At 62.9% G+C, this 25,181-nt stretch carries 16 protein-coding genes; 9 read left to right on the forward strand and 7 right to left on the reverse strand.

Going from position 1 to position 25,181, the window contains the following annotated elements; genetic code table 11:
* Positions 1–120: 120 nt before the first annotated feature.
* Positions 121–288, forward strand: a complete 168-nt coding sequence (locus VGH98_24845; GenBank protein ID HEY2379233.1) for a hypothetical protein — start codon at positions 121–123, stop codon at positions 286–288.
* 7 nt (positions 289–295) lie between these two features.
* Here the strand turns inward: VGH98_24845 and VGH98_24850 are convergent, their stop codons facing one another.
* The gene (locus VGH98_24850) at positions 296–670 is read right to left on the reverse strand and encodes a DUF2784 domain-containing protein (GenBank protein ID HEY2379234.1); all 375 of its coding nucleotides are present in this window, start codon (positions 668–670) and stop codon (positions 296–298) included.
* Between the two features lie 250 nt (positions 671–920).
* Here VGH98_24850 and VGH98_24855 point away from each other — a divergent pair, with 250 nt between their 5' ends.
* From VGH98_24855 to VGH98_24870, 4 genes are all read left to right on the forward strand, one after another.
* Positions 921–1,802 (forward strand): hypothetical protein, encoded by an 882-nt coding sequence (locus VGH98_24855; protein ID HEY2379235.1) that lies wholly within the window; start codon positions 921–923, stop codon positions 1,800–1,802.
* A gap of 214 nt (positions 1,803–2,016) precedes the next feature.
* Positions 2,017–2,910 carry a ChbG/HpnK family deacetylase gene (locus VGH98_24860; GenBank protein HEY2379236.1) on the forward strand — a complete coding sequence of 298 codons (894 nt, stop codon included), beginning with the start codon at positions 2,017–2,019 and terminating at the stop codon, positions 2,908–2,910.
* Positions 2,911–2,937: 27 nt separating this feature from the next.
* A complete protein-coding gene (locus VGH98_24865; protein HEY2379237.1) occupies positions 2,938–6,201 on the forward strand; it encodes a SusC/RagA family TonB-linked outer membrane protein in 3,264 nt (1,087 codons plus the stop codon).
* An 11-nt stretch (positions 6,202–6,212) separates the two neighbouring features.
* Positions 6,213–8,105 carry a RagB/SusD family nutrient uptake outer membrane protein gene (locus VGH98_24870; GenBank protein ID HEY2379238.1) on the forward strand — a complete coding sequence of 631 codons (1,893 nt, stop codon included), beginning with the start codon at positions 6,213–6,215 and terminating at the stop codon, positions 8,103–8,105.
* 21 nt (positions 8,106–8,126) lie between these two features.
* On the opposite strand, the gene VGH98_24875 is transcribed toward VGH98_24870, so the two are convergent.
* Positions 8,127–11,432, reverse strand: coding sequence for a VCBS repeat-containing protein (locus VGH98_24875; GenBank protein HEY2379239.1), 3,306 nt, complete (start codon positions 11,430–11,432; stop codon positions 8,127–8,129).
* 250 nt (positions 11,433–11,682) lie between these two features.
* On the opposite strand from VGH98_24875, the gene VGH98_24880 reads away from it, so the two are divergent.
* The 3 genes from VGH98_24880 to VGH98_24890 are packed head-to-tail and all read left to right on the forward strand — an operon-like array spanning position 11,683 to position 15,646.
* On the forward strand, positions 11,683–13,044 hold the full coding sequence (locus VGH98_24880) for an asparagine synthase-related protein (GenBank protein HEY2379240.1): 1,362 nt from the start codon (positions 11,683–11,685) through the stop codon (positions 13,042–13,044).
* 2 nt (positions 13,045–13,046) lie between these two features.
* Positions 13,047–14,012: a hypothetical protein gene (locus VGH98_24885; protein ID HEY2379241.1), complete on the forward strand. Its 966-nt coding sequence runs from the start codon at positions 13,047–13,049 to the stop codon at positions 14,010–14,012.
* Entirely contained in the window at positions 14,012–15,646 is a 1,635-nt protein-coding gene (locus VGH98_24890; protein ID HEY2379242.1) for a tryptophan 7-halogenase, read from the forward strand. Before VGH98_24885 ends, VGH98_24890 begins: the two co-directional genes overlap by 1 nt.
* 218 nt (positions 15,647–15,864) lie before the next feature.
* On the opposite strand, the gene VGH98_24895 is transcribed toward VGH98_24890, so the two are convergent.
* Genes VGH98_24895 through VGH98_24905 form a run of 3 tightly spaced genes read right to left on the reverse strand, consistent with a single transcriptional unit; the run spans position 15,865 to position 19,910 of the window.
* A complete protein-coding gene (locus VGH98_24895) occupies positions 15,865–17,142 on the reverse strand; it encodes a hypothetical protein (GenBank protein ID HEY2379243.1) in 1,278 nt (425 codons plus the stop codon).
* A gap of 58 nt (positions 17,143–17,200) precedes the next feature.
* Positions 17,201–18,136 carry an RnfABCDGE type electron transport complex subunit D gene (locus tag VGH98_24900; GenBank protein ID HEY2379244.1) on the reverse strand — a complete coding sequence of 312 codons (936 nt, stop codon included), beginning with the start codon at positions 18,134–18,136 and terminating at the stop codon, positions 17,201–17,203.
* A 7-nt stretch (positions 18,137–18,143) separates the two neighbouring features.
* On the reverse strand, positions 18,144–19,910 hold the full coding sequence (locus VGH98_24905) for a CRTAC1 family protein (protein HEY2379245.1): 1,767 nt from the start codon (positions 19,908–19,910) through the stop codon (positions 18,144–18,146).
* 156 nt (positions 19,911–20,066) lie between these two features.
* On the opposite strand from VGH98_24905, the gene VGH98_24910 reads away from it, so the two are divergent.
* Positions 20,067–20,285, forward strand: coding sequence for a hypothetical protein (locus tag VGH98_24910; GenBank protein ID HEY2379246.1), 219 nt, complete (start codon positions 20,067–20,069; stop codon positions 20,283–20,285).
* 504 nt (positions 20,286–20,789) lie between these two features.
* Here VGH98_24910 and VGH98_24915 read toward each other — a convergent pair.
* Both VGH98_24915 and VGH98_24920 read right to left on the reverse strand, forming a co-directional pair.
* Positions 20,790–24,362 carry an FG-GAP-like repeat-containing protein gene (locus VGH98_24915; GenBank protein HEY2379247.1) on the reverse strand — a complete coding sequence of 1,191 codons (3,573 nt, stop codon included), beginning with the start codon at positions 24,360–24,362 and terminating at the stop codon, positions 20,790–20,792.
* Positions 24,363–24,399: 37 nt separating this feature from the next.
* Entirely contained in the window at positions 24,400–25,158 is a 759-nt protein-coding gene (locus VGH98_24920; GenBank protein ID HEY2379248.1) for an SDR family oxidoreductase, read from the reverse strand.
* Positions 25,159–25,181 lie beyond the last annotated feature (23 nt).

Raw genomic sequence — 25,181 nt, forward strand, 5'->3', positions numbered from 1 at the left:
AAGCGCGCATGTCGCCGCCAACGAAATGCCCCGTTAGCCCAATGCGGAGTTCACAACGCGTCGGCATACGATTCGCCATGTGTGCATCAGTCAGTTCAGCTGCCGTACTGGAGCGCACACATGACGATTCCTGCACCCAATCCATCGATTCCCGATCCGCGGCCATTACCGCCCGATGTCACGCCGAAGCTGCCTCTACCGCCTGACATCAACCCCGGGTTTCCGCAAGCGCCGATGAACGATCCGCTGCCGCCGCTCGCACCACCATCCATCATCGCCGGCAATTGAGCGAACGCTAAATTGGCCGCAGACGCCGGCGCCGCGAGAGAACGAGCGCGTAGGCGCCGGCATTGATGGCGATCACGAAGACGCCGAGCACCCACTGCACTCGTCTCGTCAAGCCGTCCGGGTAGAGTGTGTGCAGCACGTAGTGCTCGATGAATCCGCCGCTGTAGCCGGACTCACCCGCGCGAGCGCGCAACGCGTTCTCGAGCGGCGTCAGCGGACAGATCCATCCCGAGAATTCGATCAGTGCGCCCCACGCGGCAGCCGGAAGGTGTAGCCACGCCATCCAGGGCCAGCGGAGGACGACGAGTCCGCCAATAACGACGAACGCGACGAAGGCGGCGTGAAAGACGATCACGGCGTCGGCAAGCAGTCGATAGGCCATCTCGTAGCTTGCCAGCGCGAGCGAGACTGTGTCAATTCACGGCGCGTGGCTTTCCCTCTGATTTGTCGTCGGACAGCGCTGTTCGGAGCTGCCCTGCTTGTGGCTGCCTGCTCGGATAAGAGCACAGCGCCCAACGTGCGCACCTCGCCGCGCACGTTTCGGATGGGATTCTCCGCAACCCCGCCGGACACGACCCAGAGCGCCACGCGCGTCGCTCGAGGCGTGGACGCGGCGCGCAGATGCCGCGATCATGCACGTCAGCGCGCCATACAAGGCTCTGCTCACCGGTATGAGCGCGACGACGTACGTCAACACGGTCGACCTGCCGCTTGCGAACTACTATCGCGGCAAGAACCTAACGATCGTCATCACCGTCGACGTCACCAATGGCCTCGATCGGAGCGCCGAGGATCCCGATCTCGTCGCAATGCATCGAAGCATCACGGAGCCGGCCGTACAGCAGGTCTATCGCGACTACGTGAAGGCGCTCGTTACGGCAATTCATCCGGAGTACCTCGGCCTTGCCGCCGAGACGAATCTCATTCGCGTCGCGGCGCCGGCAACCGTTTACGGCGCCGTGGTGCAGATGACGAATGCCGCGGCGACGGATGTGGCCTCAATGACCGGAACTCATCCACAACTATATGTAAGTGTGCAGGCGGACGAAGGGTGGGGAAGACTCGCCCATAACAATGTTTATCAGGGAGTGGAGCAGGACTTCACGGATTTTCCGTTCATGCAAGCGCTCGCGCTCTCATCGTACCCGTACTTTGTATACACTGACCCTGACGACATTCCGCTCGACTACTACACGCGTCTGGCGAATGGTCGATCGTTGCCCATCATGGTTGTCGAGGGAGGATGGACGTCCGGATCTGTGGGCTCCGTGCAGTCGTCGCCCGCAATGCAGGTTCGCTATCTCCGTCGCCAGGAGCAGGTGCTCGACGAAGCGAAGGCGATCGCGGTCTTTCAGCTGACATTTACGGATCTTAATCTCGCAGCGTATCCCCCTCAGCCACCCGGGTCGATTCTTCCCCTCTTTGCCCAACTAGGCGTGGTGGATACGCAGCTTCGAGCTAAACCGGCGTTAGCGACTTATGACAGTGTCTTTGCCCGGCCGCTCGCGAGGTGACTCGGCTGCGCGAAGCCGGGTTCTGTAAGGCAACGTTGGGCGTGCAATTCCGCCAATCGAGCCTTCTTGACAACCTCAAACCCCGGCCGTAATAGAGGTTGTCATTCCAAGCCCCATTTCCGATCGCTGATGGTCGGAGCTCCGCAAGGCAGTTGAGGTAAGCAAGCCACCATCCTCGTTAGGGGACCCCACGCGCCTGCTTCGTATCCTCGCTTTGCTCCTTGTCAGTTCGGCGTCAACCCTCTCGGCGACCGCTCGCGGTCAGACCGATGTCGCGAAGCGTGCGCCAGCGACGGATCCGATCTATCTCGTGATCCGGAGCGACGACGCGGGCATGAGCCACAGCGTCAACATGGCGCTCGAGCGGCTCATCGAGACGGGCATGCCCGTCTCGACCTCCGTGATGTTCGCCTGCCCCTGGTATCAGGAGACGGTCGAGATGCTCAAGCGGCATCCCAGCGTCTCGGTCGGAGTTCACCTAACGCTCAACTCCGAGTGGAAGAACTACCGCTGGGGACCGGTGTCGGGTCGGGGCACGGTGCCGACGCTCGTCGACGACGAAGGGTATTTCTTCGCGACCTCGGAAGCACTCTATCAGCATCATCCGGATTTGAAGGAAGTCGAACGGGAGCTGCGTGCGCAGATCGATCGCGCACTCCGGTCGGGGCTCAAGATCGATTACGTCGATTATCACATGGGTACGGCAACGCGGTATCCCGAGTTTCGCGATCTCACCGAGCGACTCGCCCACGAGTACGGGCTGGGCATGTCGCAGTACTTCGGGGAAGCGCGAGCGGACCCTCAATATGAAGCGGCGCCGGCGGCGAAGACCGACAGCTTGCTCGCGCTCGTGCATCGCCTTCAGCCGGGCGTCAACCTCGTCGTCACCCATCTCGGGATCGACAACGAGGAGCTCGGCGCACTGCTCGACATGAACACCGATGGCGGGCTACCCGAGATGAGCAAGAATCGTCAGGGCGAGCTTACTGCGGTGACTTCACGTCGTTTCAGCGAGGCACTCAAGGCTCGCGACGTTAGGCTGATCACGTACCGTCAGTTGATCGACATGCAGGGCCTGAAGTCCATGCGACGACCAGGAGGATCATAACGCATGAGCACCATTCGGAGGATCGCCATGGAGAAGATGAAGTTCGTTAGGCATTCGTTCCGGAGGGCCCGACCGCATCGGCTTGTCGCCGTCGCGCTGGGCTTCTTGTTCGCGCTGATGCTGGGGCGACCAGCGTTCGGCCAACAGGTATCGGTCTCCGGTAAGGTCACCAACACGTCCGGGCTGCCACTGCGCGGTGTCGCCGTGCAGGTGCAGGGCACGACCACGCGCGCGACCACCGACGCGAACGGGCGATACACCGTTGCGGCTGCGTCGAACGGCATTCTCGATTTCACCCTCCTCGGTCAACGGAGCGTCCAGGTTCCCGTCAGCGGGCGGGCGACGGTCGACGTCGAGATGACCCCGATTGCCTTCCTGCAGGAGATGGTCGTCACTGCGTACGCCGAACAGCGGCGCGCTGACATTACCGGCGCCGTATCCAGCGCAAAGGTCGAAACGGTCGAAGAGCAGACCGGCGCCAGCGTGCTGCAGCGTCTCGACGTGGCCGTCCCTGGTGTGACGGTCGACGCGAGCGGATCGCCAGGCTCGCGCAGCACGGTGCGCATCCGCGGCATCAGCTCGTTCCAGAACAACGACCCGCTCTACATCGTCGACGGCATCCCGGTTCAGGACTCGTATGTGAACTGGCTGAACCCCGAGGACATCACCTCGATTCAGGTGTTGAAGGATGCTTCCGCCGCGTCGATTTACGGTTCACGCGCGAGCAACGGCGTCATCGTGATCGAGACGACCAAGCATGGCAACATTGGGCCACCGCGTACGACGTTGAGCTTGCGCACGGGCGTCGCGACGCCCACGAATGGCTACGACAGCTTCCTGCTCACGAACGCGATCGACTACTACAAAGTGGTCGTCGCGAGCTACCAGAACGCGGGCCTCACGCCGCCGTTGAATATCTTCGGCAGCGCGACCAGCCCGACGGTTCCGAAGTACATCTGGCCGAATAACTGCGGACCGGCCGGCGTCGCCGGTCCATGCAACACTGTCGATCCCAGCACGTACTCGTATCCGACCAGCCTGATCATGCCGGGAAGCCAGGGCACGGACTGGTGGAAGGCGGTGTTCGGCTCGGCTCCCGTAAGAGATCTGAACGCCAACGTCTCGGGCGGCAGCACGGAGAACGCGTACTCGGTCTCCGGCAATTACTTCGATCAAAATGGTACGGCGAAGTACAACGACTATCGCCGGGGGACGGTCCGGGCCAACACCGACTTCCACCGCGGCAAGTGGAACTTCGGCGAGAACCTCGGCGTCGGCATGGATCGGTCGTTCGGCGGTATCGCGGACGATGCCTTCGGCGAAGGCAACATCCTTGGTAAGAACATTCTCATGCAGCCGGTCGTGCCGGTTTACGACATCGCCGGCAACTTCGCCTCGGGAAAAGCGACGAGCCTGGGCAACAATACGAATCCCCTCAAGATTGCTTACGAGGCACGGAACGATCGAGCCGAGAACGACCGGGTCTTTGGCAACGTGTTCGCCGGCTACAACCTCTTCGAGCCGCTCACGGTGCGAACTCGGTTCGGTTTCAACCTCGGGCAGAGCACGTTCAACGGCTACAGTCCGATCACGCCGGAGAACTCCGAGCCGACGTCGAACAACTCGATCAACCAGAACCAGAACCAGTTCGTCGACTGGACGCTGAGCAATACCGCGCAGTTCGTGAAGGGCTACGGCCGGAGCAACTTCGACGTCCTGGCCGGCCAGGAGAGCAACGCGGGCTTCAACAAGTACCTGCAGTGCAATATCGCCAACCTGCTCAACACGGTCCCGGATTCGCGTTACTGCCAGGACGCGCTCGGCGACGCGACCACCAACAAGGCGTTCAGCAACGGCGGCGAGTACGCGCTGCTTTCGTTCTTCGGCAAGGTCGGCTACAACTTCGCGGACCGCTACGTCGCGAGCGTCACCGTTAGGCGCGATGGTTCGTCCCGACTGGGCCAGCAGTGGGGAACCTTCCCCGCTTTCGGCCTCGGCTGGCACGTCACGAACGAGTCGTGGTTCCCGAAAGGCAACTTTATCTCCGACCTGAACATCCGGTACGGATACGGCGTTACCGGCAACCAGCTGATTCCGCCGGGACGCATCGTATCGCAGTTCGGCGGCAGCACGGGCGCCACGTTCTACGACATCGGCGGCACGAAGAACGGTATTGTGCCTGGCTACCGGATCACGTCGATCGGGGACCCGAACCTGAAGTGGGAAGAGGATCATTCGCGGAACATCGGCGCCGACATGTCGCTCCTCCAGAACAACCTGAATCTCATCGTCGACGTCTACCATCGCATCACGAACAACCTGCTCTTCAACCCGGCGCTCCCGGGCACCGCGGGGACCGCTGACGCCCCGATCGTGAACGTCGGCAGCATGCAGAACAACGGCGTCGAGTTTTCACTCACCCACACTGGTTCGTGGTGGAATGTCGGCTTCAACGGCAGCCATTACGCGAACAAGATCCTCAAGATTGCTGGCGACCAGACCTCCTTCGTCGGCCCGGTCGGCATCCGCTTCGGTAATCCGGTGATCAACGAGGTGGGTCATCCAATCGGCGCCTTCTACGGTTACGTCGCGCAGGGCTACTTCAGCGACGCGGCCGATGCCGCAGCGCACACCGCCGATCCCGTCACCGGAAAGTGCACCGCTTATTGCCAGACTGGAGCTGCGCCGGGGCGCATCAAGTTCGCGGATATCAATCACGACGGGAAAATCGATCTGAACGACCGTCAGGTGATCGGCAGCCCGGATCCTAGCTTCACGGGAGGTCTCGATCTCGGCGCCCACCGCGGCAACTTCGATATAAACGCCACCGTGTTTGGGACGTTCGGCAACAAGATCTTCGACGCACAGAAGCAATTCTACGTGTTCCGCAACTTCGACACGAACGTGCGCAAGGACTTGCTCGCCAACTCGTGGACGCCGACGAATCAGAACGCGAAGTACCCGATTCTCGACGTCAACGACAGCTACAGCTACGCGCTCAGCAGCTACTACGTCGAAAACGGTTCGTACGTCCGGCTGCGCACCTTGCAGATCGGCTACCACATCCCTGGGAACTCGCCGTTCGTCGGACGTATTCTCTCAGGCGGCCGCATCTATCTGCAAGCCGACAATCTGTTCACGATCACGGGCTACGAAGGTCTGGACCCGGCGCTTTCGGCACTGAACGTCACCGGCGCGGCCGGAGACGTACGCGATCAGTTCCGTGGCGTGGATCAGGGCACGTACCCGTCGAACAAGATTTTCTCCATCGGCATCAACACCACCTTCTAAGGCGCTGATACATGAATCTCACACCGAAATACCGACTGCTAGCGGTGGCGGGTTCCATGCTCGCCGGTGCGCTGGTGCTCTATGGTTGTAAGAACTTCCTCACGGACAACTCGACCCCACAGGCGACCGTAAGTGGCGAAACGCTCAAGACCAAGTCGGGCGTCGAGGGTACGCTCATCGCCGCGTACCGCTCCCTGGACTGTAACTATCAGACGGCCGCGTGGGGTTGCGCGGTGAGTAACTGGGTGTTCGGCAGCGTCGCGAGCGATGACGCGTACGAGGGTTCTCAGGCTGGAGACCAGCCGGGCGTCGAACAGATCGAGCTGTTTAACTGGAATGCGCCGGACGCCGAGGGCTACCTCGACGCGAAGTGGGTCTCGATGTACGACGGTATCGCACGCGCCAACGCGACGATTAACCTGCTCAAGGAAGTCACGGCAACGCCGGGCATCATCTCCGCGGCAGATGCGGCCGGGATCCGGGGCGAGGCGATGTTCTTGCGGGCGCACTACCACTTCGAGGCGTACCGCATGTGGGGGAACATTCCCTATTATCGAGACAATGACAACGACTTCCGAAAGCCTAACGAGACAAAGCAGCAAGTCGAAGCAGATTTGCTGAGGGATCTCGACTCGGCGATCGCGCTCCTTCCGGCAACGCCACGCAACGCCCAGATCGGTCGCGCCACGAGCTGGACGGCGATGGCTTACAAGGGTCGAGTCCAGATGTACAAGGGCGATTATGCTGGCGCCGTCACTACGCTCAAGGCCGTGCAAGCGAGCGGCGTATACAAACTCGAGACGAGCTTCGACCACGTCTGGACCGGTTTCAAGCAGTATCAGAACGGACCGGAGACGATCTTCGCCTATCAGGCATCGGCCAATGACGGAAATGGCGATGGCGAAAACTCGAACTTCGGCGAGCGATTGAATTTCCCGAGCGCCGGCAGCCCGTTCGGCTGCTGCGGTTTCCATCAGCCCTCGCAGAACCTGGTGAACTATTTCCAGGTAGACGCGACTGGACTGCCGCTCGCGCTCTCGAGCGCGACCTGGAACGCGAACAGCAACAACTTCAACGGTTCCAACAACACGGTGGCGGTCGATCCACGCATCGATTTCACCGTCGGCCGCGATGCCGTTCCGTTCAAGGATTGGGGCCTTCACGGCGCGGGTTGGGTGCGGTCGATTCCGCACGGCGGCTTCTACTCGGCGAAGAAGAACACACACGAGAACGCGAGCGGCGCGCAGAGCAACGTCGGCTGGACGAACACGCAATTGAACTCCGTCAACATTCATATCTTCCGCTACGGTGACCTGTTGCTGATGCTCGCCGAGGCTGAGGCGCAGACGGGTGACTTGGCTGGAGCGACGGCACTCGTGAATCAGATCCGTACACGTGCGGGCCAGACTGTTCAGGGCTGCGGCTTGCCGGTCGATGCTAAAGCTTCCGCTGCGGAAGTCGCGGCGTATCCGACGTGCGCCGGTCACTCCGAGCTCGTGGTGGCGGGTCCGCTAAGCGGCGGCGGCACGCTCGGTACGACGGTTGAGCCTTGGGCAACGTACCGAATCGGATTGTACCCGACGTTTACGAGCGCAGCGCAGGCGCTGGCAGCGATCCAGGCCGAGCGTCGCCTCGAGTTGGCGATGGAAGGCCAGCGGTTCTTCGATCTTCGCCGCTGGGCCATTGCTGACGTCACATTGAACGCCTACGTGAATGGCGTTGGCGGTGGTGCGGAGAAAAACCGAGTCCAAACGGTCCCGAGCACGCTCCAGTATGTGCAGCAGTTCGGGGGAGCCGTTCCCTACGTCAAAGGCAAGTACGATTTCTATCCGATTCCCGACCAGGAAATTCAGTTGAGCAAGTCGGGTGGGAAGGCTAACCTGACGCAGAATACTGGCTGGTAAGGAACTCAAGTAGGCGTTTACTCAATCGCCCGGCCTCTGCGGCCGGGCGATTGTTTTTTTATTGTTTCTAATCGCGAACGTCTGCAGCGAATCGCCCGTGTTGGCGATGATCAGCGCCTTACCCGTCGGGGTTCTGATCAGCGCCATTCCGGCGACGTCGAGTGGCGCGAGAAGGCCGCTCTGCCGCGTCGTCACCGGCGTGAAATGCCCTTTGCCGTCGCCGCGCAGCCATAACCCATCGCCGGCATCCGCACGGGGCGTGTTCGGCTCGGCGTCGTAGAGATTCCCGGCGAGCACGAGATCGAGCTGCCCGTCGCCATCGACATCGTCGACCACCATCGCCCGGATCGGCGCGATCTGCGCCAGGTTGGGAAGCGGCGCGGCCGTGAAATGCCCCTTGCCGTCGTTATGGAGATACATGCTGGCGAACGTGTCTGCCTCGTAATGCAGCGCCTCTTTGCGCTGATCCGGCGTGAACATCTTCGCGATCGTCGCGTCAGCGAAGGAGGCGTACGTCGGGAAGCGCAATGCAAGCTGATAGATCTCGCGGCCCAGGGGCGTCATTCCATCGAGCGAGTATTCCGCATCGCCGACTCGCTGTGTGAGCACAACCTGGGTCCGCCGGTTGCCCGTGAAATCGCCCGCGTAAACCCCAAAGGTCGTGTCCTTCGAAGTCGTGTACGTATAGTTGAGCCCCAGGTTGCCGGCAACGATGTCCGGTTTGCCATCGTGGTCGAAGTCGCCGACGGCAAGGCTGTACCACCAGCCGCGCGTCGGTGGCAACCCCGTCGATTTCGTGACGTCGGTGAATCGACGCCCATCGTTGTGAAAGAACTGGATCGGCATCCATTCGCCCGCCGTGACGAGGTCGAGTCGTCCGTCGCCGTCGAAGTCGACCCACGCAGCGTCGGTGATCATGCCGCCTGGATGCACGAGCTCGGGCACGAGCTGCTCCGTGACGTCCGTGAAGCGACCGCCATCGTTACGGAGGATGTAGCTTCTCGTCGGGTGCGGATAGTTGCGTGGCGTTAGGCGGCCGGCCACGAACAGATCGGGCTTGCCATCACCGTTGAAATCGCCAACGCGCACGACGCCCTTGCTCGTCAACATCGGCGGTAGCGCCTGCGCGTCGCGCTCGAATCGTCCGCCGCCTTTGTTGATGTAGAGGCGATCTTGGAGTAGCGGAGACTCCGCTGACAGCTGGTATCCGCCGCTCGTGACGTACAGATCGGGGAGCCCGTCGCCGTTGGCGTCGAAGAAGACGGCGCCCCAATCCTCGTAGGCCTTGTCCGCCTCCCACGGCTGCCCTGCGCTCGACTCGACGAAGCTGCCGTCCTTTTGCTGGAGAAAGAGCTTGCCCGGGATACCGGCGGCGCCGCCGATGAACACGTCGTCGAGGCCGTCCCCATTCACGTCCGCCGCGGCGACGGGCGGCCCGTGGTGCGAGAGCATGTACGGGAGCAACGGTTGAATCGTATAATCGATCATCGACACGGTCTGATGCTTGTACGCGATGGCGCGGCCAGAATCGACTGCCTGGAAAACGGTCTTTGATTCACCGCCAGACGTGCTGTGAGATTGACGCGCGCCCGCATCGGACTGCCTAACGACCACTTCGCGATCGACGCCGAGGTTCGTGAGTACCTGGCGCCGCCCGTCCGGCCACGCGACGTCGAGCGTGTCGACCCGTTGCGCCGCGCCGAGGCCGAAATGCGGCCGCGCGTCCACCGTCGACATGAAGCCGCGATACGGCGTCTCGTAGATGTATTGCTTCTGTGCGCCCGCCGACAGCGTCAACGTCGCACCGATACCGCCTCGATTCGGCGGCTCCCCCTCGAGCTTGACTCGGAGATAGTGATGTCGGTCGTCGTTAGGCGCAACGTTCTGATAAATGAAGGCTGGCGAGTCGACGTTGTTGATGACCAGATCGAGCCGGCCGTCGTTGTCCAGATCTGCGTACGCCGCGCCATACGAGAAGCTCGGCTGATCCATTCCCCACGCCTTGCTCTTGTCGGTGAACGTGAGGTCGCCGTTGTTGCGAAAGACGTAGTTTGGAAGATTGTAGCCGGGTAGCTGCGCGAGCAGCTCCAGCGCCTGCCGTGTGTTGCCGCGGCGCTTCGCTGGCACGGCGGCGCCGACATAGTCGAGATCGTTGACCGCCTTCGGGTATCCGTTCCCGATGAAGATGTCCTTGTAACCGTCGTTGTCGAAGTCGGCGAAGAGCGTGCTCCAGCTCCAATCGGTCGCCGAGACGCCAGCCAGGCGTGAGATCTCGCTGAAGAACGGAGCCTGCCCTGGGCGCAGCGAAGGGTCGCCCTTTGGCGTGACGCCGCTATTGAGCTGCAGCGAGTTCTGCGCGTAGTCGTCCCGAAATCCGCGCCCGCGCGAATCGAGCAGATTCCCGTAGCTCATGAAGCCGCTCATGCGCTTGCGGCGCGCGAGATCATGCGGGAGCATGTCCGCCTGCAGGATGTCGGGCCACCCGTCGTTGTTGAAATCGGCGGCGTCGACACCCATTCCGGATTGGCTCGTGTGGCGGAGCGATCGCGAGGCGGTGTTCGTGAACGTCCCGTTGCCATTGTTGATGTACAGCACGTCGTTAGGCATCCCGTCGTTCGACACGTAGATGTCCGGCCAGCCGTCGCCGTTGAAGTCGCTGACGACGACGCCGAGCCCGAATCCCACGTCCTCGAGAATGCCTGCTTCCTTCGAGACGTTGGTGAACGTCCCGTTGCAGTTGTTGCGATAGAGCTCGTTGTAGCTGCCCGGTGTCGTCCCGCGGACGCCGCTCGGCTGGCTACTCACGCCGCGCGTGAAATCCTTGGGCGAGTTGTTGAGGAGAAAGAGATCGAGGCAGCCATCGCCGTTGTAATCCAGCCAGGCCGCCTGCGTCGTGAAGTTCGTATCAGCGATGCCATACTTTGCCGCGGACTCGGTGAAGGTCCGATCGCCGTTATTGATGAAAAGGAGATTCGCGCGATCCGCTCCTTTCGACCACTCGGGCCCCGCGACGGAGACGTAGATATCCAGATAGCCATCGTTGTTGATGTCCACCATGCTGACGCCAGTTGCCCATCGATTGGTCTTCAGCCCGGCATGTTCGGTGATGTCCTCGAAGCGCATGTGACCCTTGTTCAGGTACAGGCGGCTCGAGACCTGGTTTCCGGCGAAGAAGATGTCCGGGAGACCGTCGTTGTCGATGTCGCCGATGGCCACGCCGGCGCCGTTGTAGACGTAGACGTCCGTCTGGACGTTCAGCGAATCGTTCGTCGTGATGGTGTTGGCGAACGTAATGCCGGTTTGGTCCGCCTTCAGGAGCTTGAACACCGGCCGCTCCCTCGGTCCACAATACGTTAGGCAGAGAAAGGCCCATGTGAACCGCAGAGGACGCAACAACCGCAGAAGCCGCAGAGGGAGAGACAAAGACCGAGGAGGCGTGAGCCGGTGCGAGAAGTGTTCCGGCCAAGGCTGGCCGAGCGCAAAGAGAAGCCCCATGCCACACCGCATGTCAAGGGACGAGAGCCGCTGTATTTTGTATGGTGCCTGATCGAGTGCTTGACCTTCGCGAGGGAGACGCATGAACCGACCGTTGCCTATTTCCCGCGTCATCAATCTGATCCCTGAAGCGTCGCAGCGTCTCTGGTCGATCGACGAGGCCGAGGCGCGTCGACGGCTCCTCGCGAGTGACCTCGGCAATGTCCTCGACATCGACGGATCGTTCGCGCTGGTGGCGCAAGACGGAGAGCGCGTCGTGCTCGCGCGAAGCCTCGACCGGCCCATGCGCTACTTCCTCGCGAAGGCGGTAGACGGCCCCGCGCTCATCGTCGCCGAACGGATCGACGAGATCGCGGCGCAGCTCTCGCATCATGGATGGTCCGACCAGTTCCATCCCAGTTACACCCGGATGGTCCCGGCGCACCATGTGACGACGCTACGACTCGTCGGTTGCCCGGATCCCAATCCCGTGCACCGGCGGTTCTTCGATCCGCCGCGCGGCACGCTGCCTAACGATCTCGATCTGATCGGCCGGCACTACGTCGAGGCGGTCTATGGGGAGCTGCGCCGCTGGCTCGCCGTGCAGAAAACCGGGGCGCCGATCGGCGTGCCGTTCTCGGGCGGCATCGACAGCGGCGCCGTGCTGCTGTGTCTCTACAAGCTGTTGCTCAACGAGGGAGAGTCTCCAGCGCGCCTCAAGGCCTTCACGCTCTCGGTAGACGGGGAAGGGCAGGACGCTCGTCAGGCGCGCGAGTTTCTCAGCCGGGCCAACCTCGAGATGCTCGGGGAAACGATCGAGGTCTCGTCGAACGTCCTCGATCCACTCCGCGCGGTGGCGGTGATCGAGGATTACAAGCCGCTCGACGTCGACTGCGCTGCCGTGAATCTCGCGCTGCTCGCTGGTGTTCGCGAGCGATATCCCGACTGGCAGCTACTCGTCGATGGCGATGGCGGCGACGAAAACCTCAAGGATTATCCGATCGAGGCGAATAGCGAGCTCACGATCCGGAGCGTCGTCAATAACCGCATGCTCTATCAGGAAGGGTGGGGAGTCGAATCGATCAAGCATTCGCTCACGTACTCCGGCGGTTATAGTCGTGGCTGCGTGCGGAGCTACGCATGTGCGCGTGCGTGTGGGTTCGAAGGGTTCAGTCCATACACCCGTCCGGCGGTCATTGCGGTTGCCGAAGCGATTCCGTTTGCCGAGTTGACGAAAGGCTCACACGAGCTGCTCTACGCGCTCAAGGGTGAAATCGTCTTTCGCGGCGTGCGGTCGGTGCTAGGGCTCGAGATGCCTGTCTTCGCGAAACGTCGCTTCCAGCATGGCTCGGTTTCGGCCGCACAAGCCGCGCGACTCTTCCCCGAGAACGAGATGCGCTATCGCTCGCATTTCGAGACCCTGCACCTTCACCGGACGACAGCAGCGCCGGTTGCGTCAGTGTGACGGTGCCGGCCACCACGGCGCGCGGCCAGTCTGCCGACGATCGCCGCATTCGAGCCCTTCGTCCGCCCAAGCCATACGTCGACCCCTTCGTCGCCCACGGCACGGCGATCGACGAGGAGCGACGGCCTAACGGCGGCGTCGAACGAGCGCTCACGATCTTTCTCGCGGGCGCCGAGTGCCCGTTCACGTGTTCGTTCTGCGATCTATGGAAGTGGACGACTAACGAGCCGACGCCAGTTGGCGCTCTGCCGACGCAGGTTGAGAGAGTACTCACGAGCCTCTCCCAGCCTCTTCCCGCGCGTCTCAAACTCTACAACGCCAGCAATTTCTTCGATCGTCGGGCCGTACCCCTCGAGGACCTGCCGCGCATTGCGTCGCTCGCGGCGCCGTTCACCGGCGTGACGGTCGAATCGCATGTCAGCACGATTGGCCCGTCGGCCGTTGCCTTTGCGCAGCAGTTGCCCGGCAAACTCGAAGTCGCCGTGGGACTGGAGACGGTTCATCCGCACGCCGCGGCGAAGCTCAACAAGCGTCTCGATCTTGCCCGATTCGACGGCGTCGCACGGTTTCTGATGGAGAACGACATCGATCTGCGCGTGTTCGTGCTCCTCGGTGCGCCGTACGTTCCGGTCGCCGAAAGCGTCGCCTGGACGGTGCGGTCCGTCGAGTACGCCGTGGAACGAGGCGCTGCCGTGGTCTGCATCATTCCCGTCCGCGGGGGCAACGGCGAGATGGAGCGGCTACAGTCGTTAGGCAAATTCACGCCGCCGACACTCTCGCACCTCGAGGACGCGCTCGACGAATGCGCGCGTTTCACCGACTCGGTTGTGACGGTGGACCTCTGGGACGTCGAGCGCTTACCCGCGTGCGCGAGCTGTCGTGCCGCGCGCATCGCTCGGCTCGGGCGAATGAATCTCAGTGGCCGGGCCGCGCCAAGGGTGTCTTGCGAGGTCTGCGGAACAAGCTGATGGACTCGTGCGAGATCGCGATCGTCGGGAGCGGCTTCGCCGGTTCGCTCCTGGCGCGCGTGCTCAGGGTGCTCGGCTACGATGTCGCGCTGTTCGAGCGCGGTGCTCATCCGCGATTCGCGATCGGTGAGTCGTCGACGCCGCTCGCCAATCTTTCACTCGAGCGACTGGGCTTTCGCTATGGCCTCCCCGACTGCCATCACATGGCGACGCACGGCCGCTGGCTCGCTCGCTACCCGGAAGTGCGTCGCGGCCTCAAGCGAGGATTCACGTTCTATCGGCATCATCCGGGCGAGTCGTTCGCAAATCGCGGATTGCAGTCGGAGCGTCTGCTCGTGGCGGCAAGTCCGAGCGACGACCTGTCGGATACTCATTGGCTACGTGCCGACGTCGATCACCACTTCGTGCGAGAGGCGGTTGCTTCCGGCGTCGATTATCGCGATCACGCTGACCTAACGAACGTCGACGTCGGGTTCGATGGCATTCGGCTCAGGGGAGAACGAAATGGTATCCCGTTCTCGTTGCGTGCGAATTTCATCGTCGACGCGTCCGGGCCTGGTGGATTCCTCGCGAGCCAGCTCGCCATTCCGTCCGGACTCGGAAAAACCGAGACGCGCGCGGCGCTCCTCTTCAGCCACTTTGATGACGTGGGTCTCATAGCCGACGCCGTGCCGGGCCTTCCTCGCGGTCCTTACGTGGACGATTGGGCGGCGGTCCATCATGTCATCGACGAAGGGTGGATGTATTCGCTCCGCTTCGATCACGGAACGACGAGTGCGGGCTTTCTCCTGTCGCCGCGCGGAATGGGGACGCTCGAGACGCGAGACGGAGAGACGCTATGGCGGGCGTTGTTGGCGCGCTACCCGACGATCGCCGCGCTCTTCGGCGACGCACGAGCCCTCATGCCAATGGCTTTTCGCCCCTTGATTCAGCATCGACTCACGCGCGCTGCCGGTGCTCGATGGGCACTCATGCCGCATGCGTTCGCCTTCGTCGATCCGCTGTTCTCGACGGGGATTGCCTGGAGCCTGCGCGCCGTCGAGCGACTTGGCGGTTTGTTCGAAGTTGCTAAACGCTCGGCGGGCATGCCCGACGCAACGGCCCTCGCGCGCTACGAGTCACTGCTCGCTGCCGAAGCCGACCAGATAGACCGGCTCGTCGCGGGGGCGTACGAGTCGATGGCGCACTTCGAGCTCTTCACCGCGCAGGCAATGCTCTATTTCGCCGCCGTCTCGTACGCGGAAGTCAGTCAGCGCATCATCCGCGACGACGCCGTTGCCTGGAAGGGTTTCCTCGGTGTCGGCGACACCGTTCTCGATGCGCTGCCATCGGAGAGTCTTCGCCGCCTCCGCGCAATCACGCGTGGCGAGGCGGACACTGGAAGTGTTGACGCACGCCGCGAATTCAGTGAGTGGATCGCGCAGGCCATCTCTCCGCGTAACGTCGCGGGTCTTGCGGATGGGGAGCGGAACAACCTCTATCCGGCCGACTTCGATATACTGCTCGCGCAGCACGCGCTCCTGGGCCTCACTCGGGACGAGCTCGTCGCTGCGCTTCCGGGGTTGCGAGGAACGTCGGGCGCGGCGCAGGGCGTTATGCATGGCGAGAACAGCAGCTGCCTTGCATTCCCCTGAACGCGAGAACTCCATTTGGCACGGCAGCCGTTCGGGATCTAGTCGCGCGATGGCCGTGTGCAGATCTGCACTTGTCCGCGTTGAAAGCAATTGATGCCTATGGTGGAACGGAACCATACCTTGCGCTACGCGCTCGACTTTTCGAAGTCTCGCCGCGAAAAGAGAGAGTCCGCCACCTAACGAAGGCAGCGGACTCACGAACGATTCGATGATGGCGATTAGGGATCGATCGCCTGCACCGGCGTGTTCACGCCGTAGATCGATGCCGACGGCTGACCAAGCTGCCCGTAGTAGTTATCGCCCCAGCAATAGACATGATTGTCGGTCCCGATCCCGCACGAGTGGTTCAGACCGACCGTGAGTGCACGATACGTATGACCGCCGGAGACCGGGACAATGGCCGTCGATCCCTGCGAGCTGCTGTTGCCGAGCTGTCCGAAGTCACCGAGACCCCAGCAAAATGCGGCGTTGGTCGCGTCGAGACCGCATCCGTGGTTCGAGCTCAGTGAGACGCCATGCAGCGGGCCAGTCGTCTGCGGCAGGAAGGTCGCGTTGCCCCAGAAACTCGCATTACCGAGCAAGCCAAACTGCCCCAGGTTGTTTGACAAGAGCACGTTGTGCCCGAAGCATTGTTCGGTCCCGTTCGACTGGTCCGCGCATGTTGTTCCGGCAGTAACCGCGACGTGGCTCGCGCCATCGATTACGTGAACCCAGGTGTAAGGCGTCGAGGACTGGAGGGCTGTCGTGTCCGTACCGAGCTGCCCGTACTTGTTCGAGCCCCAGCACAGCCAGTTGTTGTTGCCGATGTTTCCGCAGGCATGATCGTTTGCGACGGCCATGGCCGAGAAGTAGGAGCCGGTCGCCACTTGTGCCGGCGAGTACGAGCGGCCGGCGGGTCCCGGTGCGAGGGGAAACTGGCCCCAGCACAGCAGGATGCTTCCGTTGGTCGTGCCGCAAGTCGTCTCGCCGCCGGCTGCGAGTGAACCGAAGACGAACCCGCCGGGCACCATCAGCGGACTGGCCTGGTCGCCGCCGGTGCCTTTGCCGATCTGGCCATAGTAGTTGTACCCCCAGCACCACGCGGCGCCATTCGCGTCTGTCGCGCAGGTGTGCTGTGATCCCGCCGTGATGTGTGTCGCGCTGACGAAGCTCGCATTTGCCGGCGCCGTCACGAGCACTGGCTGTTTGGAGCATTGGCCATCACTCGAGAACGTGCCGCACTGCGTGTTCGTCGTCACGCCAAGCTGCCCATACCTGTTCCAGCCCCAACACGACACGGCCCCGCTTCGCTTTCTCACGCACGTGTGCTGATCACCGGCGGCGATTTCCATCAGGTCGCCGGGTCGGGGCAAAATGATATTGATGGGGGGCAGCGGCAGCGGGACGTACATGGCGCTCGGCGCCTTGGGCGCGAACAGATCCTTCTGGTCTTGACAGCCGACGACGGAAATGATGGCGGCTGCGGCGAGGGCGATGTAACAGAACGTCGTGCGCATAGGTGGCTCCGGTTCGGGTTTTCGCGAGCCACGCTATTTCGCTCCCGTCAGACGGAACTCACCGCGGCATCAGCGCCGGATCATGTTGTCGCAACACCTGACTGGTCGGCGCCTTAGCGGCTGTTGGCCGCTTCGGTGGATTTCGCCAGAGGTCGATCCATTTTGCGATTGGCCCGACGATCGCGAGCGCCAGGAACGCGGGTGCGGCGCTGAACGCCGTCGGCAGAGGCAGGCCGCGATCCGCCGCGTAGCGGATCAGCGTTTCCATAACTGCAATCAAGACGGCCACGATCACCTGTCTGCGACGCCCTTTGACCACCGTTCGCGGGTCCGTGATCATGAAGAACACGAATAGCTGATACATCGGCCCCGTGATTGGCGCTATCTCCGGCAGCACCGGCATTCCGAGCGCAGCCGCTCGAATGCTGCCGAGAACCAGGAAGCTTGCCAGGTACGTCAACGTGATGTGCAGGACGCCGACGCGAGCCGCAATGATGAGCCCGAAGGCCCAGATAATCGCGTTGGTCGCGAGATCATTCCCGAACTGGTGGCTCAGCACCGACACCCGATCTGGCGCGGTCAGCAACAGGACGGTGATCGCGAAGTTGGTCGGATTCCAGAGGTGATTGTCTCGATAGCGCAGAACGTACTTCGACGAGATCGCCAGGAATCCGCCGAGCGCGAACGGCCAGAGCGCGACGCCTTGCGGCTTGATGAGCAGCGTGAGACTGATGCCGCTGATGTACGCGCTCTGAAGATTGACGACCTTGCCACGATCGAACCAGGAGAGCACTGCCTCCGTCGCCAAGCACGTCGCGAGTGCGAGCGCGAGACGCTCGTATCCGCCGAACATGTGATATCGGAACTGCGCCGCGAGCAGGACGAGCGTGATGAGAAACGCGATGAGATATCGCGGATCGATCCGCCGTCCCTGCTCCCACGCGCGCGCGAACACGCTGGGCTCGGCCATCGTCGGATGAGTCGTGTCGCTCACGTCGGCGTCAGCGCTGCGGCTCGTTGACGGTGACGAAGCTATCTATAGAAGGGCGGCTCAATACCTGAACCGTCCCTGACGGCCACTGAATGACGACGCGATCGACCCAGTCGTGATGGCCGAGGCCGAAGTGAAGCCGACGATCATTCTGACTCGCGAAGCCCGAGCCGCCGTCAATGACCCGCCGCTGCACAAGCTCGCCCGCATCGAGCGTTACCTCGGCGCCGATCGCGCTGCGGTTGCTGTGGGTGGCGACGAGCTTGAACGCAATCCAATGGTTCGTGCTGTCAGGGTAGTCGCGATAGAGAATTGCCGGCTGATTCTGATTCGCCACGATGACGTCGACCGCGCCGCGATTGGAGAGGTCGGCGAGCGCGACCGCGCGGCCGTCGTATTCGTCGGTCGCGCCGACGGTCTTCGCAACGTCGACCCACCCTGCCACACCGCGATTGAGGTAAACGCGCGAGCGCTCGTACCCCGAAAGGCTGGCGTCGGCAAAGGCGGGCCAGGATTTGGCATCCTCGAACAGCTTGCCGTTCGCACCGGCGATCTTCGACATCGCGTACCAGTAGCTTTTCTGCCGGTCGGCGGAGATGAAACCGTTCGCGACGAACAGCTCGTTCGCGCCGTCGTTGTTCAAATCCCCGAACTGCGCGCCCCACGCCCATCCCGCGTCCGCAAGCTGGCCGTCGGCGACGTTCTTGAAGCGACCCAACTCTGACATCTGATTGAGCCGCAGGTTGTTGTTTTGAAAGAGGTAGCCGCGCTCGGAGATATTTGTTACAAACGCGTCGAGCCGTCCGCGATTGAAGGCGTCGCCTAACGCGACCGCCATCCCACTCTTCGATTCACTCTCCAGTCCCGCGTTGGACAGCACAAAGCGGCGCCCGTGGTCGTTTAGATAGAGCTCCTCCGGTCCGTAGTCGTTTGCAACATAGAGGTCCGGCCAGCCATCGCCATTGAAGTCGGCCGCCGCCGCCGCCAGCGTCCAGCGCGAGCCGCGCACCCCCATCTTGTCCGTCACGTCCTCGAATTTGCCGTTGCCGACGTTGTGAAAGAGGAGATTGCCGCCGCCGTTCGTCGCGAACTCGAAGCTGTTGTGCATGATGCGCGTCGTCGTCAGGTGCCAGAGATCGACGTCGCGCCGGAAGTAGCCGGTGACGAAAAGATCGAGCTTGCCATCGCGATCGTAGTCGATCCAGATCGCGCCGTTGCTGTTCACCCAACGCTTGAGTCCCGCTGCCTCGGTGACGTCCTTGAAATGCTTGCCGTCCAGGTTTTTGAAGAGCGCGAGGTAGCCGTAGCGATAGACGAGGACGTCTTCGCGGCCGTCGTTGTCGTAGTCGCCCCAGACGCTGCCCATCGACACGCCTTCGCCGGGGCGATTGAGATCGGCCAGGCCCGCGCTGGCGGCGACTTCCTCGAAGGTTCCGTCGTGCTTGTTGCGATAGAGCGCGTTCGGCTCGCCGAAGCGGCTGTTGGTGAAGTAGAGATCGGGCCACCCATCGCCGTCGAAGTCGGCGACCGAGACCGAGGCGCCCAGCGCGGCGACGTGGGGCTCGACGTTGGCGATCTGAGGATCGAAGACCGGCCGGTGGTGGACGAAATCGATACCGGCGGCCTTGGTTTCGTCGCGCAGTACGAACCCTGGGTGCGCCGCGTCCGCTGGGATACGCAAAGGCCCACGATCCAGACGCATGGCGAGGAGGATCGCGGCGAAGAAGGGGACGGCGATAATTGCGCGACGCGCGGCGTGGGGTGGGCGGCGGGGCACGTGTAGACGGTAGCTTCGGGGGAGGGTTAGCGAAAGCCGATATTGCCGACTCCCAAACGGCGCTACGTCCCAAACGGCGGCATGGGCGGACGGTGTTCGCGCCCTTCGGGACTTAGGGCGCTTCGATTCTCTCCGTTCCGATCCGCGCGACTCCTGTTGACGCAGGACGCCGACGTGTTCACCGAGGTCGATCGCTCGCTCAGGTGCGATCGCATCGTGGAGCTTCGCGAGCGCGACGCGGCCGCTCGCGTGCGCCGCACCTCCGACAAAAGAGGCGAACGTTTCACCTTTGAAGGTGAACCTTCCAACTTCGAAGGTGAACGTTCCACCTTCGAAGGTGACCGCGGCAAAAACTCCCGAGCCGTCGCCAGATAGGCAGTATCACCTGCCAAATCGTGAGGCGCCCGCGACAACTCGGAACGCGACCGGGACAAAAGCGAAGTCGCCGGTAGTAACTCCAATGGCGACGCACGCAAAACCGAAGGCGACGCGTGATCAGAGCGAGTGCACCGCGGCAATGTAGGACACGACCGCGACAAAGTTGGCAGTCACCCTGATTTGTTGGCAGGCGACGCCCGCATTTCACGACACGACCGTGACTTCACACGACACGCCCGAAGCAAAACACGACACGCCCGAAGCAAAACACGACACGCCCGCGGCAAACACGACACGACCGCGATTTCTCCGCGGAATCACGAGGCGCTTCGGCGGATGGACTAGCGACTTTCGCTCACGCCGTGTTCCTCTTAGTGGAGGGGCACGTCGTCGTGTACGACGCCGGCGGTGAGGTCCCCCGAGTCTTCGCCGCGCGCAGCGAAGGCGGGTGGATCAAATAACGGGACTTGGCGCCTTTCGGCACTTCGCGCCCTTCGAGATTTAGCGCTTCTCGGGATCTCGCGCTCTCCGGACGACACGTGTGTCGTACTCACGCAAGTACGCGTCGTGCATCGAGTCCGACGGGTATGTGTCTCCAGCCGCCCCGGGATACGACTTGTTGGCGTGGAACGGCAGCGGCTCTACGCTCGTTCCAAACGCGGTATTGAGATCGGAGTCCTTGATCCACCCGTCGGTGTAGAGCAGGAAATCGCGCGTCCAGCCAGCGGGCAACGAGGACTCCGAGCTGGCATCGAACTGAATCGTTGCCTCGTCACCCGCGCCCATGATCACGTACATGTCGTCCGGCTTGCGCAGCAGTGGCAGCACGTCGCCGAAGCGTGTGAACGCGCCGTCGATCGGCCGCCAGGGCGACGTCTTCGAAACGTCGTCATAGGCGAACCAGTACGGTCCGTAGCGGCCGCCTTTGCGATACATGCGTGAGAACCCGCGGAAGTGCAAATCCGCCGACACCGGCTCGAGCTTCGTCACCTTCATCGGGGTGGTCTTCGCATCGCCGGCGACGAAGGCCTGGTCCCAATAGATCTGCATGTTCGTGCGAATGCGCACGTGATGATCGGCGGTCGGGAATTTCCCTGAGAGATCGATGATGAGCGTTTTGTCCTTCCCCGACGGAAATCCGATATCGGGAATCGCCGTCCGCCAGCGTCCCTTCGCGTCTCGCACCTCGAGCGAGGGCGAGGCGACCTTGATCGCTGACTGCTGCGAGAGCGCGACGTTGATGCTCGCGTCCGTCGGGTAGATCCAGCCGCGGAGGAAGAGGAAGGTCCCCGGGCTGCCCCCGTCGTCACCGAGATCGAGAATCAGATCGTGCGGCGCGACGACACCCTGATACCGTGTGGGCTCGAGATTCGACACGTAGACGTCGTCCGCTGCGAGCAGCGCGGGAAGGACGTCATTCCCGCGATCGTCCACCGCCGAGCGCGGTGCCCGTTCGCCTTGCCTAACGACCTCGTACAGTCGCAATGTGACCGGTCTCGGTGGAACGAACCGCTCGTCGACGAAGACGTCCACGGAGTCCGGATGATCGACCGCGACGAGCTCGATCTGATCGGCGTAGGCCGTCTCCCATAGCTCCTCGGTGAGCTGCAAGACGTAGCGGCCGTTGCGCGGCACGAGCGCGTCGCCGGGAATGCGCACGTATTCCTGCGACGCGCCCGCCGGTGCGAAGGCGCTCGTGCCCGCCATCAGGCCGAGTGGCATGCCTAACGCGCTTCGCCACATCGCGTCGGTTACGAATCGAAAGCGCGTGCCGTCCCACGTGTACGCCAGCGCGCAGGAGCCCTTGAGCAGTTCGCTCTCGACGACGTCCTGGTCCGAGCCTGGAACATAGATCGTCTGCGGCACACCGTTAGGCCATTCGACACGCAGAACGTCCGCCTTGAGATGCGGGCCGAGCCCGAAGTGCGTGACGCGTCCCGTAGCGACGCGCGTCTGGTAGATGTCGCCGGCGCGAAGCTCCAGCCGCGAGCCGATGCCGAAGTCGTTGTTCTTGCCGCTTCCCGTGCGCAGCGCTTTGAGCGCGACGTCGACTGCCAAATTGTGATTCCCGCCGTCATTGCGGAGGAGATGCGTCGTGCCACCAGCGCTCGCGATGAGTAGATCCTCATCGCCATCTTCGTCGACGTCGGTAACGGCGATTGCAGCGCCTCCCTGCGCGCGCACGGCGGGCGGAATCAACGACGAACGATCGAGGAAACGTCCCGTGCCATCGTTTCGGAGCAGATAGACGCCCGGGCCGCTCTTGGCGCCGACGGGCGTGCCGACGACCAGGAGATCGAGCCAGCCGTCATTGTCGTAGTCGACGAACGTCGCGGCGGCGCCGGCGAGCCCGCTGAGCGCGCCGAGTGTCGATGCGGAGCGTGCGTCGCGTCGGAAGGTGCCATTCCCGTTGTTGAGCCAGAGCGTGGCCTCACCACCGTTCGCGTCGGCGAAGAAGAGATCGAGATAGCCGTCGTTGTTGTAGTCGCCGACGGCGACCGCTCCCGAGCCGCTACTCGTGACTCCGCTCGACGCGGTCGCGTCGCTGAACCGCTGCGGGCCGCCGTTGTGCAGTAACGCATCAGTCCCGTTGGCATTGGCAATGACCAGGTCGAGCCGGCCGTCGCCGTCGAAATCTGCAAATGCTATATCACGGGCGTCACTGGTTCCCGCCAGCCCGAAGCTCGCCGTCGCGTCGGTGAAAGTGCCGTCGGCATTGTTGCGATACACCGTGCGTTGTCCGTTCCCCGTGAGCAGCAGGTCGAGATCCCCGTCGTGATCCAGATCGGCGAAGATTCCTTTGCGAGCGCCATGCACCTCGCCAACGGCGGCCTTCGAGGTCACATCCTCGAACGTGCCGTTGCCGTGGTTACGGAAGAGATGTCCTCGGCCTTCGCCGCCGATGACGAACAGGTCGAGCCACCCGTCGTTGTCGTAGTCGGCGAAGGCCGCGAAGGTCGCGCCTTCTGGAAGGGAAATGCCCGAATTCACTGTCGCGTCTCGCGCAAAGCCGCCACGAACGCGGAAGAGATGCGCGACTGACTTGCGCTGATCCGGCGACCACACCGACATGAAGAAATCGTCGGTTCCGTCGCCGTCGATGTCACCCACGGCGAGCGCCACCGGTGCTCCCGCCGCCGACGGCGCGCCCATATTGGGATTGTCGCGACGTTCGGCGTCGAGAAGTCCGGAATTGTCCGTCACGTCGGTGAACTGCACCGAATCGAGCACGGCGCGCGTGCGGATGCCTCGGAGACTGATGAGCGATGCCGGATTGAAGGTGAGCACCGGCCTTCCGGGCACGGGTCCCTCCACACCCTTCACCTGCTCGCGCGCTGCCTGGTACGGCTGTGTCGTTTCCATGAGGCTCGTGAGGCGGTCGAGCGGTCCGCGTACCTCCGCCAGCTTGTGCGCGCGAAGCAGTTGAATCGCGCTGTCGAGGTAGACCCGGGCTTCGGCCGGCGGCTCGGGCGGAACGCGTCGAATGTCCTCGAGCTGCCTAACGGCGCTATCGGCTTCGCTCCGCTGGACCTGCACGTTCAACAGCTCGAGCCTGACGGCCAGGTTCGCGGGCGCGACGGCAAGGACTTCCTTCAGGAGTTGCTCATGCCGTGCGAGTGCCGCGCTATCGGTCCCCGTCTCGAGCTCGGCGAGCGCGTAGAGAATGCGCGCACTGTTGGCCGAGTCGCGTTGGAGCTTCTCGAGAATCGTTCGTGCCGCCGCTGGACGTCCTTGCAGCGAGGCGAGCGTCGCCTGCATCAGCCCGATGTCGGTGCTCCCCGGATCCAGCTCGCGCGCGCGATTGAGCGCCTTATCAGCCTCGTTGTACCGCCCCGATTCGAGATAGGTGAGACCGAGGTTGGCGTAGCCGAGTGGGTCGGCGGGAGCGAGCTCGACGAGCTTCTTGAAGGTACTTTCCGCTTCACCGAGCTGATTGCGTTGGAGATAGCTGGTGCCGAGCATGCGCGTCGAGTACAGCTCCTCGACCGGAACCGGTTTGGACCGGCACGCGAAGACCGCTACTACTCCGAGGCAGACGGCAGAAGCGGCCCGGCGCCAGACTCTCTCATTCATTCGCGGTGGAATCACCGGGTCGCTGAAGCCTGTCCGATCAAGGATTGAAGTCGCGGAGCTCGAACACGGGTTCGGCCCCGAATATGTCCGATAGCAAGTACTCAATGAGCCGCCCACCGGTGCGGTCGGCGCTCGGCAACGCCTTGTCGCGATGCATGGCGACGAAACGCGGTCGGTCGGGGAAGCGTTCATCGGTGCTCGAGCGAATCTCGGCCTGCATCTCGGTATCGACGACGCCTGGGGCGACGCTCGAGACAAGAAGCCCAGGGGTGCGATCGAGCGCGACGCAGCGCGCATGGTGATCGAGTCCGGCTTTCGTCGCGCAATAGATGCTCCACCCGGCGTACGCTTTCCGCGCCGCACCACTCGAGACATGCAGGACTCGTCGCTCCCGCGCGTCCGACGTGGCATCGACGAAGGCCGCGGACAGCACGAGCGCGGCGCCCAGATTGACCGCGACTGCCCGCGAGACTTTCTCGAGCTCCTGCGTCTCGAGCGGCCCCATTGGCTGGAGCACGCCAGCGTTGTTCACGAGGAGGGGCGTCTCGGCATCCGCGAAGAATTGTTCGAGCGGCTCGCCGGCCAACCAGCGGAGGAGCGCCGGCGCGTCACCGACGTCGAGCGGCAGTTCGGTCAGGGTGTCCGGGAAGCGACCTGCGAGACGGGCATTCTCGTGTCGGGAAACACCGAGCACGCGTGCACCGCGCGCGAGCAGATGCTCGGCGACCGCTTCACCGATGCCGCGCGAGTGGCCCGTCACGACCGCCGCGGCTTCGTTGGCATTGACTATTGGCACGAGGAGAAGATAAGCCCAAGGGC

This window comes from Gemmatimonadaceae bacterium, from assembly GCA_036496605.1.
In the GTDB taxonomy this organism is placed as follows: Bacteria; Gemmatimonadota; Gemmatimonadetes; order Gemmatimonadales; family Gemmatimonadaceae; genus AG2.